General features: G+C 38.6%; 9 protein-coding genes. 2 read left to right on the top strand and 7 right to left on the bottom strand.

The window, feature by feature from the left end; genetic code table 11:
* Positions 1–35 precede the first annotated feature (35 nt).
* Together LCX93_RS00225 and LCX93_RS00220 are read left to right on the top strand one after the other, a co-directional pair.
* Entirely contained in the window at positions 36–3890 is a 3855-nt protein-coding gene (locus LCX93_RS00225) for an FIST N-terminal domain-containing protein (RefSeq protein WP_226066925.1), read from the top strand.
* The gene (locus tag LCX93_RS00220; RefSeq protein ID WP_226066918.1) at positions 3880–4920 is read left to right on the top strand and encodes an HD domain-containing phosphohydrolase; all 1041 of its coding nucleotides are present in this window, start codon (positions 3880–3882) and stop codon (positions 4918–4920) included. The genes LCX93_RS00225 and LCX93_RS00220 overlap by 11 nt, the downstream gene beginning before the upstream one ends.
* Positions 4921–4928: 8 nt before the next feature.
* Here LCX93_RS00220 and LCX93_RS00215 read toward each other — a convergent pair whose 3' ends face one another.
* The 7 genes from LCX93_RS00215 to LCX93_RS00185 all read right to left on the bottom strand — a co-directional run bounded on the left by LCX93_RS00215 (position 4929) and on the right by LCX93_RS00185 (position 13857).
* Positions 4929–6047 (bottom strand): response regulator, encoded by a 1119-nt coding sequence (locus LCX93_RS00215; protein ID WP_226066916.1) that lies wholly within the window; start codon positions 6045–6047, stop codon positions 4929–4931.
* Between the two features lie 51 nt (positions 6048–6098).
* Positions 6099–6788 carry a succinate dehydrogenase/fumarate reductase iron-sulfur subunit gene (locus tag LCX93_RS00210; RefSeq protein ID WP_226066914.1) on the bottom strand — a complete coding sequence of 230 codons (690 nt, stop codon included), beginning with the start codon at positions 6786–6788 and terminating at the stop codon, positions 6099–6101.
* 110 nt (positions 6789–6898) lie between these two features.
* Complete coding sequence (locus LCX93_RS00205) at positions 6899–8422, bottom strand: FAD-binding protein (RefSeq protein WP_226066912.1); 1524 nt, start codon at positions 8420–8422, stop codon at positions 6899–6901.
* Positions 8419–9342: a D-2-hydroxyacid dehydrogenase gene (locus LCX93_RS00200; RefSeq protein WP_226066910.1), complete on the bottom strand. Its 924-nt coding sequence runs from the start codon at positions 9340–9342 to the stop codon at positions 8419–8421. The genes LCX93_RS00205 and LCX93_RS00200 overlap by 4 nt, the downstream gene beginning before the upstream one ends.
* Positions 9343–10506 carry a formate-dependent phosphoribosylglycinamide formyltransferase gene (purT, locus tag LCX93_RS00195; RefSeq protein WP_226066908.1) on the bottom strand — a complete coding sequence of 388 codons (1164 nt, stop codon included), beginning with the start codon at positions 10504–10506 and terminating at the stop codon, positions 9343–9345.
* A gap of 139 nt (positions 10507–10645) precedes the next feature.
* A complete protein-coding gene (locus LCX93_RS00190) occupies positions 10646–12385 on the bottom strand; it encodes a flagellar hook-basal body complex protein (RefSeq protein WP_226066905.1) in 1740 nt (579 codons plus the stop codon).
* Between the two features lie 200 nt (positions 12386–12585).
* Positions 12586–13857, bottom strand: coding sequence for a flagellar hook protein FlgE (locus tag LCX93_RS00185; protein ID WP_226066903.1), 1272 nt, complete (start codon positions 13855–13857; stop codon positions 12586–12588).

Raw genomic sequence — 13857 nt, 5'->3', positions numbered from 1 at the left:
TTGCTAGAATAAATAAAAAATTATGAAAAAACTTTATGAAACAGCTTAACTATAAATATACCTCCAAGCAAGAGTTCCTTGATTATTTACATGTCAACGATGTGCATCTTTTCAGTGATACAATTTTAGTCCAAATGTTTACCTCGATAGAAGATACAAAAGAGGTTGAAACGATTGCAAATGATGTCTGTGCAATTCTTCCAAATGCCAAACTGATAGGTGCTTCCACAGCAGGTGAAATACTTGAATGCCAGATGTTGGAAAAACATGTAATTTTGAGTATCTCTATTTTTGAAAAAACAACACTTGATACAGTTTATATAGACGAAAAAGATTCTTACAGACTTGGTGAAAAGGTTGCAAAAAAGCTTCTCAAAGATGACACAAAGTGTGTTATTTCCTTTGTTGAGGGCTTGTCACATCTAGGAGAAGAATACCTCTGTGGATTTAATGCACATAACAATAAAAATATTATCATTGCCGGAGGAATGGCAGGAGATCTGCTTACTTTTTCACATACCTTTGTCATTTATCAAAATAAAATTTACAATACAGGAGCCGTTGCTGTTGCCCTGTATGGAGATGCCCTTGAAGTCACCAATGATTATAATTTAGGTTGGAGAGCCGTTGGTCCACCGTTTATCATTACAAAAGCAGAAGGAAACAGAGTTTATGAAATAAACAACAAGCCCATAAAGATGCTCTATGGTGAAGTTTTAGGCCAAGAAGTCATTCAAAATATGCCGGCATCAGCCTCAGAGTTTCCTCTATTAAAGCAGGAAAATGGTGTTCTTATTGCCAGATCAATGATAAATGTACTTGAAGATGGCAGTATAATCTATGCCGGAAAATTGCAAGAGGGAGATAAAATACACTTTGGTTTAGGAAGCTCAAGAGTTGTGAATCTTTACGACCCTGCAGAAAAAAGTGATTTTACAAATAAAGAATTTCAAGCGGCTTTCATCTACTCTTGTGCCGGAAGAAAACAGTTTTTATCATTTGAATTGGAAAAAACATTTATTCGTATATCGCAGTTAGCTCCTACTGCCGGTTTTTTTACCTATGGAGAGTTTTATACTGATGCGCAACATCAAATGATGCTCAATATGACAAATACCCTTCTTTTTCTCAATGAAAAAGGAACAAAACATTTCAAAAAAACACCTATAATCCATAAAGAGTTTACACAGCCAAGCAGACTGACAGAAAGCGCAACCTTACACCTTATAGACTATGTTTCTAAAAACCTGCAGCAACAGCAAAAAGAGTTTGATACAACAAAATTCAAACTCAATGAATTTCTGGAAGCCATTAACAGCGTCATTATTATTTCCAGAACTGACCTGCAGGGAAAAATAACCTATGTTAATGAAGAGTTTGAAAAGATAAGTGGATACAAAAAGAGTGAACTTCTTGGGAAAAGCCATAACATTATACGAAATCCGCTTACCGATGCACAGGTTTTTAAAGAGATGTGGCAAACCATAAAAAAAGGACATGTCTGGCATGGAAACCTTGCAAACAGAGCAAAAGACGGTTCTATTTACTATGTCAAATCGCATATTTTTCCAATTTTTGACCAAGAACACAACATAACAGAGTATATGGCAATCAGAGAAGATATAACAGATGTTGTAAAAAGTCAAAAAGCCTATGAAAACCAACTCAAATTTAGTAATATGCTTCTTGATAATGAAGAAAACATAGTCATAGTTACAAAAAACAACAAAATTGACAAAATGAATCAGGCCTTTTTTAGAACTTTTGGTTATGAGAATCTGGATAGTTTTGTAAGTTGGCATGAGTGCATTTGTGATCTTTTTATCGAAAAAGAGGGCTATCTGAAAAAAGAAAAAAAACCGAAAATGTGGTATGACCCTATACTCAAGGAGCCATACAAGCTTCATTTAGCCTTGATGTTGGACGCAAACCATCAAGAACGCATATATAATGTAAAATCCCGTGAAGTTATCTATGACGATGAAACAACGTATGTGATTCACACATTCAATGACATCACCGAACTCGAACAGGCAAAACAAAAAGCCCAAAAAGCAGAGATAGCACAGGCAATGTTTTTGGCAAATATGAGCCATGAAATACGAACGCCTATGAACGGTATTCTTGGATTTGCAGAACTTCTTCAAAGTACCGAGCTCTCAGATACGCAAAAAAAATATGTAGATATCATCAACAATTCTACGCAAACACTTTTAAGTATCATAAATGATATACTTGATTCATCAAAAATTGCAAACAATAAAATAGAACTTGAATATATTGAGATAAATCCTTATGTAGAGTTTTCTACCACCTATGAACTCCTCAAATCACTTGCGGAACAAAAATCTCTTGTGTATCAGCATCAATTTGATATAAAGATGTTTGAATGCATACTCAGTGATCCGACACGCTTAAGACAAGTCATCACCAACCTTCTCTCCAATGCCATTAAATTTACCCCTGAAAACGGTGAGGTACGCTTTGAAACAGAAGTAATCAAAGCAAATGAGCAGTTTCAGACTATCCGCTTCAGCATCAGTGATACCGGCATAGGTATACCAAAAGAAAAACTGCAGACAATCTTTAAACCGTTTTCACAGGCTGATGACTCTACAACCCGTAAATTCGGTGGTACCGGACTTGGTCTTACTATCAGTGCCGATTTGGTCAAACTTTTTGGTGGCAAATTAGAAGTGCGATCCCAAGAAGGCAAAGGAACAACATTTTTCTTTGATCTTGAATTTGAAAAATGCCAAAACAGCACAACACTCAGCAAGCTTTTAAGGGATTATGAACTCTTAATCATTGGAGATACAAATCATCTCATCATACAAAAAATAGACGAGACCCTGGCATCTTTTTATTTAAACTATAAACATATCAAAAAAGAGGAGGATTTTCTCTCCAAACTCTCGCCAAACAGTATCATCTTGACGCTTGATACAGAAAAAGGGATGCAGGCACGCAGCGTTCTACCACGGGAACAAATTGTCTGCATAAGCGATACATGTAACAATGAGCATCTTGATTGTGTTGACTTGACATTTGATGAATCCTTCAGCTCAAACCTCTATAATTTTCTTCTTGCTAAAATGCAAAACCATACATCGCAACACCAAGAGGCAAAACAACTCTTAACACAAAATTTGAAAATTCTTGTGGCAGAAGATTATGACATCAACCGCATGCTTATCGAATCACTGCTTGAAAAACATAAAAACATCGAGTATGAGTTTGCACACGATGGAGAAGAAGCAGTGCAAAAAGCCACTACTTCTCACTATAATATGATATTTATGGATGTCAATATGCCAAAAATGAATGGTTTGGATGCAACAAAAATGATACGAGAAAAACTGTCACGTCACATTCCTATTATTGCTTTGACTGCCAATGCACTCAAAGGTGACAAGGAGAGATTCCTTGCAATGGGAATGGATGATTATATAGCAAAACCGATTAAAGCGGCAGAACTTGACAACATCATTCTCAAGTATGCTCCATCTCAAAATACTTCTGCAAAAGATACGAAAACAGCACAAAAAAAAGCCTTTAACTTTGCAGAGTTACTGCAAAAAAACAAAATGCGCTTAGAACTTGATGAGGCAGTCATTATAAAACTCCTTACAGCATTTGCACAAAATATAGAAGCTTCACTCACTGAACTCAAAGAGGCCATAAAAGAGAATGACACACAACGCATACTCGACACAGCCCATAAAATCAAGGGAAGTGCAGGAACGCTCTCTTTAGATGAAATCAGTACTTTCATGCAGGAGATAGAAAATAATATAAAAAATAATATTGAAGTTCGTTATAATGATATCTTTCAAACCATAGATGACTATATCACTTCACTCAAGGGTGCTTTAAAAAATGCAAAATAAATTAAATATACTTATCGTTGATGATGAAATTGTCAATCTGATGCTGTTGGAAAACATTTTACAAAACGAAGGCTATAAAAATGTCTCCAGCTTCAGTAATTCTACACAAGCTTTAGAATATTTACAAAAACATCCTGTTGATGCGCTTATTACTGACTTTAATATGCCCGATATTAACGGAATCAAACTTTTAGAAGAAGCAAAAAAAGAGCATCCTGATTTGGTAAGTATCATGATTACCGCAAATAATGATAATGAGATGATGCATAAAGCACTGCAAATCGGTGTTACGGACTTTTTAGTCAAACCAATTTCTCCTGTAGTTTTTAAACTGCGTCTACATAATATTCTTGCTATTAAGACTTCTTTGAACCTCACCAAAGATTTTAATAAAAAACTCTCAATAAAAGTTAAAGAAGCAACCGCTGCATTGCAACAGAGTGAGTATGAAGCACTCGAAGTCCTTTCCAAAGCGGCAGAGTACAAAGACCCAGAAACTGCAAGTCATATCTCTCGTGTTGCCCACTACTCAAAACTTTTGGCCGAAGCATATGGACTAAGTGAAAAAGAGCAAAATATCATATTCTATGCAGCACCTCTGCATGATATTGGAAAAATCGGCATTGATGATGCTATTTTACTTAAAGCCGGAAAATTAACACCGGATGAATTTCAAAAAATGCAAGCGCACTCTCTTATCGGCGCAAACATTTTACACGGAAAGAAAAATGAATTTTTGCAAGCCGGAGAGGTCATAGCGGCAAGCCATCATGAAAAATACAATGGTAAAGGATACCCTAAAGGACTGCAAGGAGAAGAGATTCCTCTTTATGGTCGCATAGTGGCCGTCGCTGATGTTTTTGATGCACTTACATCCAAGCGTCCCTATAAAAAAGCATGGAGTTTTGAAAAGGCTTTACGTTTATTGCAAGAAGAAAAAGAGGCACATTTTGACCCAAAAATTGTTGATCTTTTTTTAGAAAATATTGAAAAAGTAAAAACTATTTATGAGCAGTTCCAAGAAGACTAAATTTAAGATTAAACTTTTCTAAGCTTCTCAAATATAATTAAAAATTCATGCTCTTCTACAGGAAGCAGCTTTACAAGATATGTTTGATTCTCCTTATCCCCAATGATAGTACTGTAATTTTTACGATTTTTCATACTCATTATAATATCTTCCATCAGTCGTATATCAAATCTTTCAAAAGCCTGTGTCATATTTGTTACATCATTGCCAAATTCATTTTGAAACTTTTCATTTGTTTGTTTGAGTTTAAAATCTGCATAAAATATTGCGCTCGCATAAAACTCATCCAAAAGAGTACTGCACACTTCACTTACCCTTAAGGTACACTGCAAATCCGTCTCAATCTGCTTTTGTCGAATCACCTGCTCAACTTTGAGTTTCAACTCTTCAGGAGAAAAAGGCTTTTTAAAATAATCAAGCACACCTGCTTTATAAGCATCACGCATCACTTCTATATCCAAAGTGCTAGAAATCATAAATACAGGAAGATGGAAGTTTTTTTCATCCTGCTTTATCTGCTTTAAAGCGTCCAAACCGCTCATATCAGGCATTTGCATATCAAGCAGCATCAAGTCAACATTTGTTTCTTTTACTTTTTCAATAGCTTCAGCGCCGTTTTTTGCTTCAATGATAGTATATCCACACGAAGACAAAATTTTCTGCATCATTTTTCTTATTACACGCGAATCATCTACTATCAGTAGTGTATAATCAGGATTGATTTGTATGCTTTGGATAATATTTAAAATTTCTTTTACCGTTAAATTGGCATTTTTTCCTTTGAGTAAATAGTCTAAAATACCAAGCCGAAAAAGTTCATCTCTTCGTAAAAGATCATTCTCAGATGTAAAAATTACAATTTTTGTTGCTTTATTTGCTTCTTTTATCTCTTCAATCAGATCTTCGCCTTCTCCATCAGGAAGATGCAAATCTAATATCACAAGCGTAATTTCATTGTTTTGTAAAATATCACGTGCCGTTGCAAGATCATAACTTTGCAGACAATTAAAACCCTTCTCTTGTAACCTTGAAGTCAAGGTGTTGTTAATAACCCGAGAATCTTCAACAATAAGAATCGTAAAGTTTTTATTCTCTAATCTTTGCTTCTGACTTTTACAACTAAACATATTTTCACATCCATCTGTTTTATTTTAAGCTGCACATTTTAGCATATTTTGTTAAAATGAGAGGCCTCCACCGAAGTTTTGCGCAAAATTCGGGTCACTGTATCCTGCCATACTTGAACGCATGCGGAGTTTTTCTATATCTGCTTTTGAAGAGATATTTTGCGGACAAACCAAAGTACACTCATTGCACAGAGTACAGTCCCAGACACCGTTTTTCTGAATTGTCTCTATTTTTTCTTCCGGTGCAGCTTCGCGTTTGTCACTCACATATTTCCAAACACCCGTGAGCGCAAAAGGGCCTAAAAATGCTTCGTTGACAGCGTAAACCGGACAGGCCGAATAACAGGAACCGCATAAAATACAGTCACTCTGCAAAGCATTTATTTTTTCATCTTCATGTGTGAGTTTTGTCTCTTTGTTATATGTTTGCAGCCATGTTTTTGCACGTTTGTTTGTCTCAAGCGCTTTGTCCATATTGACAACCAGATCCCGTATGACTTCTACATTTTTGAGCGGTTCTATCACATCCCCGTCTTTCACTTTATAGGCACAGGCAAGCACCTCTTTTTCATTCACACGCATCGAACAGCTGCCACAGACACTGCTTCTGCATCCGCTGCTATAGGCTAAAGAGTTGTCCTGCTCGGTTTTTATGTTGTTTAACACTTCTAAAAGCGTAGCATCGTCTAAATCTACTTCGTATGTTACAAAGCCGGATGCTCTTTTTATACTTACTTTCATCCCCTACTCCTCTTTTTCGGAACCCGTACTTTAGTGCGGGCTTTGTGTCTTTAAAGACTCAAGTCTAGGTTAAAACCTGGGTTCCGAAATATTATATAAATTTTTAATTATTATCCCTCTGCCACAAAATGAGCGCCACAGCTCTCTTTTCTCTCTAACGCAGCGCTCACCACTGCCTCACAGACATCAAGCATATTTCTAAATTCTATAAACTCTACAAGATTAGTATTGTACACTTTGCTTGTATCTTTTACACCCATACGCGGCAGTTGTTCTTTTAGAAGTTGTATCTCTTTTTTCGCCTCTAAGAGTTCACTCTCTTTTCTTACAATGCCCACTTTTTTATAAAAAAGTTCTCCTACACAGGAACGTTTTTCATAAAAATCTATTTCATTGCTAAAACTTTTCAGCTTGTCAAGAAAATTTGCCTCTTTTTTACATGTACGCTCATTTTTGCTTTTATCATCACAAAAAGTATAGTGTGCCGCACTTTTTCCGGCTTCACGACCAAAGACTATAATCTCAAGCAAAGAGTTGCCACCCAAACGGTTTGCACCATGAACTTTATGGTTTGCACACTCACCACAGGCAAACAAACCGCTCACACTTGTTTGTGATTTGTTATCAACTTCTATACCGCCCATGGTATAGTGTGCGACTGCTTTTATGGGAATCAAATCTTTGACAGGGTCTACCTTTTCATACAAAAGTGCCAGTTTTCTCTCCTGTGGCAGATTCTCGTCTATAAAGGCTTCTCCGAGATGCCGAATATCCAAAAAGATCTCTTCGCCTGCTAAAATTTGCTCATTAATGGCACGACTGACTTCATCTCTTGGTGCAAGTTCGTTGACAAAACGCTCTCCCTTGGAATTAAGCAGATATCCGCCTTCTCCTCTGGCACTCTCACTGATAAGGATAGAAGAGTTTTTCAATCCTGTCGGATGAAACTGCACAAACTCCATACCCAGAAGTTTTGCACCGATTCTTGCAGCTGCCGCAATACCGTCTCCCGTAGAAGCTGTCGAGTTTGTAGAGTATTTGTCATATATGCGGGAGTAGCCTCCTGATGCCAAAACAACACTTTTTGCAAAATGATGTTCCAATTCTCCGCTTCTGATGTTTAAAATTAATGCCCCACAGATACTGCCGTCTTCTTTTGTAAGCAAGTCAAGTAAATAACGCTCATTGTGTATTTCAATATCTTCTTTCAAGCAACGCTCATAAAGCGTATGGAGTATTTTTAATCCTGTATAATCCTGCGCATAACAGGCCCTTGGAGCGGATGCCCCTCCAAGCTTTCTTTGCGCAATTTTGCCATCGGGTGTACGGGAAAAACAGACACCGATTTCATCAAGCCATTGTATGGCATTTGGTGCTTCACTACACATGTAGCGTACAGCTTCTTCGTTTGCTTGTCCGTGTGCAGATTTCAGCGTGTTTTGAATATGCTCTTCTACGGAGTCAGGACTCACATTTCCAAGGGCAGCATTCATCCCGCCCTGTGCCATACATGTCTGGCTTCTTGTCGGGTACTCTTTTGTAAGCACACGTACACTTGCACCGGCATCCTTGGCAGCAAGAGCCGCTGTAAGTCCTGCGCCACCTGCCCCTATAATCAATACATCTGTAATCATTGTATATTCTCACATACACTCTGTATGAGTTTTTCTCTGGCTTCAACCGATGTCCAGGCAATGTGTGGTGTCATATAAAGTCTCTCTTTATTCTTTACATGTAAAAGCGGACTTTCCTGTGGCAAGGGCTCTTTTTCAAAGACATCGAGTCCAAAGAAAATGTTTTTTTCATCTACAACTCTGGCAACTGCGGACTCGTTAATGATTCCGCCACGTCCGAGGTTCAGTACCACTGCGCCCTCTTTACATGTAAGGAGTTTTTCATAGTCTAAAAGATTTTTTGTTTTTTCATTAAGCGGTGCGTGCACAGTGATAATATCGCAGGTTTTTAAAAGCTCGTCAAGATTTGTTCTTTGAAAATCTTCACTGCGATTTATCCCGCTTGTCGAGTAGTAACAGACATCCGCACCGAAACATTTGGCAATATGAGCAACACCTCTGCCTATTTCACCCAGACCGATGATGCCCCATTTTTTTCCTTTTATCTCAAAAAACGGATGACTTACATCGGTAAACAGAGCACTCTTGGAGTAGGCACCGCTTTTGACAACTTCATCATAGTAGCGTGAATGGCCTATGAGATAAAAAAGCATGGAAAATGTGTGCTGGATAACAGAGTCAGTAGAGTATCCGGCCACATTTTTTACTGCAATGCCAAACTTTTTTGCAGCCTTAAGGTCAACATTGTTCATCCCTGTTGCCGCAACACAAATCAGTTTGAGGTTTTTTGCATGCTGCATATGCTCTTTTGTTATCACAACTTTGTTTGTTACTATAACTTCTGCATCTGTAATACGCTCAAGTGTCTCCTGCGGTGATGTTGTTTTGTAGGCTGTTACGCTTCCCAACTTGTCAAAACAGGACAGATCTGTATCGCCAAAGGTTAATGTGTCAAGTAAAACTATTGTACGGCTTTGCATTTACATGTCTCTAATTTTTGTTATAAGTTCACGCGCTTTTTCAAGTGCCGCGTCTACTTGATCAAAAACAAGCGCCACAGCCAAGCGGCGCCCTTTATGGGCTTCTGGCTTTCCAAATACTCTCACATATGAGTTGTCACTAAAGAGGCTCTCATCCACATCAACAACAGGTGCAAAGCTCTCTTTTTCGCTTTTGAATGCGGCGGATGCACCCTCACCGTAAAAAGTAAATCCGAGCGGCAGTCCCAACACAGCACGCAGATGTAAGGCAAACTCACTCTGGCTTTGTGTTATAAGCGTTACCATTCCCGTGTCATGCGGACGCGGAGAGACTTCAGAAAAATAAACCTCATCCCCTTTGATAAAAAGCTCAACACCAAAAAGCCCCTGTCCGCCAAGGCCGTCTGTAATCTCTTTTGCCATTTTTTGTGCTTTTTCTTTGGCAATCTCGCTCATTTGCATCGGCTGCCAGGAAAAGACATAATCTCCATCACGCTGCTCATGCCCGATAGGCTCACAAAAAACAGTCTCTTTACCGTTACGAGCCGTCAGCATTGTAATCTCATAATCAAAATCAACAAAAGCTTCAACGATTAATTCACTCGCGTCACCTCGCGCTTCTTTTGCTTCTTCCCAAGAAGCGGGAATATCTGCTTCACTTTTTGCAATGCTTTGACCATGCCCGGATGAACTCATTACCGGTTTAATCACACAGGGAAAACCAAGTTCACGTGCCGCTTCAAGCATACCTTCTTGTGTTGTGACAAATTTATACGGACCTGTTTTGAGTCCCAAGACCTCTGCCGCAAAAGTACGAATGTTTTTTCTGTTCATCGTTTTACTGACGGCATTGGCATTTGGAATAACATTATAGCCTCTGTCTTCTGCGGCAAAAAGCGCATCAATATTGATAGCTTCGATTTCTGGCAAAATATAGTCGGGTTTTTCACGGTATATAATTTCCAAAAGGGCATCTTTATCAAGCATATTGACAACATGAGAACGGTGTGCCACCTGATGGGCAGGCGCATTTTCATATCTGTCAACGGCTATGGTTTCAAGTCCCAGACGCTGTGCTTCAATGATAACTTCTTTTCCAAGCTCGCCGGAACCGAGTAGCATAATTTTTTTTGAGTTTGATTTGAGTGGGGCTGAGAATTGCATCTGTATAATTCCTTCGATTTTATTAAATGAATTATACACTATTTTTAGCCCAGGTTAAAACTTCCATTATTTTGCAACCCAGGCGCTCACTGCCATTAAGTTAAGAAAATTAATGCTTTGAGTGAATTTTTTAAACGGCTTATTGTTTCAGTCCTATAAGCGTTTGCAGAAGTTGATCAGACGTGGTAATTGTCTTTCCGTTTGCCTGAAAACCACGCTGAATGATAATAAGCTCCGTGAGGGCTCGAGAAAGATCCACATTAGAAGCTTCCAATGCAGAACTTTGAATAAATCCACGCCCGGCAGTCGCAGCCGTTCCTATGATAGGATCACCGGAGTTGGCTGTCTGATTATAAACATTGCCACCTTCTGTAGCTAATCCTTCGTTGTTTGTAAATTTCGCCATAGCAATTTGTGCCAGACCAAAAGAACGCCCGTTTGAAAAAGAACCTATCAGTGTTCCGGACTGATCAATTCTGATACCCACTAAATCACCACCGGTATAACCATCTTGAGAAATTCCGGATGTAGCACTTTTACTGTCAAATGATGTCATTCCGTCAAACTTATTAGGCGTACCAAAAGAGAGGTTCACGGTCTGATTTGGTGCAGAACCATTGTTTCCCGTAAAAGAAACACTTGTCGGATCATAGGTACTGAGAGAACCGTCTGTGTTAAACGTTATAGAACCATTGACCTGGTTTGTCGGGGCTGCTGTACTGATTGTTGCAGGTTCAGGAACAGTAATCCTCATATCCCATTTACTTGCAGAAACTTTTCTAAATTCGGTTCGAAGCGTATGTTTGGTACCCAGTGAATCAAATATATCTATAGAACTTGAATGCGTAGCAGCATTAAAGTCCTGAGAAAAAGCAACGGCTCCAGTGACATTTGGCAGACTCCCTTCCAAGGCACTCATTGTCGTCAAAAAGCGTGCATTCTCAGTTACTCCGGTAGCCGTAATAGGTTCTACCGTAATGTTTAAAGCACCACCACCGGCAACTGAGTTGTCAATTTTTATTTTCCCCTTATCATCTACAATAACTGTTGCTGTAGAAGAAACATTTACAACATCTGCTTGTATTTTATCTCTTAACTGTTTTAATGTTTGAAAATCTCCCGTACCATCTGGTTGGTATTCATAATTATAAATTGTTCCATCACCATAATCTATCGTGACACCTTGTCCGCTTTGTAAAGAAAAAGCCTCTCCGTTACTGTTAAACATAAAACCGACATCTCCGGAATTTACACCAGTTGTATTTCCATTATAATCACTCACAACACCCGTCGCATCAATAGGATAAGCACGAGAGTAACTCTCAACTAAAGGTCCTGAATTTAAATTTGCTTTTAAAACAACCTCTGTAGTCGGCTGTGCAGGTGTTGTCAATCCTGGCGGAATATTGATATTTTCAATCGGTGCAGTGGAATCTACTTTTCCGGTAACCGGATCACGCAGCCATCCCTGTGCTATAAAGCCGTTATTGTCAACAAAATTTCCGGATGCATCAAACTTAAAATCCCCTGCACGTGTATATTTATATGTAGTCCCGGCATCAGGCGATATAATGAAAAACCCATCTCCCTGAATCGCAACATCTGTATTTTTATCAGAATTTTGAATAGAACCCTGTGAAAAAATACGAGTTGTAGAACTTGCAGTTGACCCTAATCCTATTTGTACAGGATTTTTACCGCCAAGCTGTCCTTGTGGTGCGGTAGCAATAGCATTTGTTTGTGCTAAAAGATCAGAAAAATTTGCACGAGAATACTTAAAACCTACTGTATTGACATTGGCGATATTATTTGATTCTACATCCATCGCAACCTGATGAGACTGCAGTCCGGATACCCCGGAGAAAAGTGATTTTAACATATCTTATCCTTTGATTTATTTCATAAATTTAAGGGAACCGTCCACTTATTTATGACCTTATCAGGAGTACTCCTGACAACTACGCTAACACTTGGTTTCGCTCAGCGCGAAGCTCAAAAACAATTATGTTTTTTTAATTATTTCAATAAGAAAATCTAGCATAAAGTGTTCCAGTTTTATATTGTCATTCCAAAGCAAACTTAGGCATCCATATTGAGCGCTTTTTGCATCATTTGATCTGCTGTAGTAATAGATTTCGAATTTGCATCATATGCCCGCTGCAAAATTATAAGTTCTGTAAGTCCGGCACTCATTGCAACGTTGGAGCCTTCTAATCTGAAATTTGTAATATCTGTTCCAATTATATTTTGCCCATTGGCATCTTGAAAAAAGATTGGTTCACCACTGTTGGAACTTACTCCAAATCGGGTACCTGTTATCCTCTCCAGTCCCTGATCATTGACAAAATGGTATACAGCTATACGTCCGACACTACTCTGTCTTCCATTTGTAAATGTTGCAATTACCTCACCGTTTTTATTGATTGCATATCCGTCAAGTTCTCCTCCTATTGTTCCGTCAGCCACAGAAGAGCCAGGTACTACAGGGACATCAACTGAAACAACCCCATTATATGCTGTACCAAGATCAATGGTGACAGGTGTGCCATTATTATCTATAGTTGTTAATGTTGATGAGACAAGGGCACCTGTTTCATCAAATGCAACTGTTCCGGTTTGTGTATCATAAAGTGTCTGGCCATCAAGTGATTTCGTTGTTGCTGTGACATCCCATTGTGTTCCCGGTGGGGTTTGCACTGCTGATTTTGTAAATTCTAAACGCAACTCATTACGATTATTTTGAGGGTCAATAACACTTGCCCCCATTGTAACCACTTCTGAACCTTTTGCTCCAACACCTACATTTCCTAAGAATTTTACTTGTGTTGTTGGTTCAGGGGGATATGTTAATGTTTTTGGAAAACGCAGTTTTTCTTGCTCATTTACACCACCCAGAGGAACTTCATTAAGTGTTTGTGTAAGTATGTTATCTTCACTGATATTCTTTCCGATTGTTCCAAGAACATAATACCCATCAGTAGTGACAAGATCACTGTTTGCATCAAAAGTAAAGTCTCCCGCTCTGGTATAGAGTGGTGCCCCGCCTTGCTCAATTCCAAACCAGCCATCACCCAAAATAGCCAAATCTGTACTTCTGTCAGAAAGTGACAAAGTCCCCTGTGCCAGGGAAAGAGAAGTTGACTGCATCTGCACACCAGTACCTATACTGTTGTTCAGAGCAAGATTATTTGATGCGCTGGCTAAACTGTCTTCAAAAAGTGTTGAATATTCAGCATTATATGCACGAAATCCGACAGTAGAAATATTTGCAAGATTATCTGAAATGACATCAATACCACCAGAAGATGTTTTCAAGCCGGATATTCCCGTATAAAATGCTTGCGTCATCAT

Origin of the sequence: Sulfurimonas sp. SWIR-19 (genome assembly GCF_020410885.1) — a bacterium.
GTDB lineage: Bacteria > Campylobacterota > Campylobacteria > Campylobacterales > Sulfurimonadaceae > Sulfurimonas > Sulfurimonas sediminis.
The sequence above is the reverse complement of the archived record's forward strand: the minus strand, read 5'-3'. Positions and strand labels throughout refer to the sequence as shown.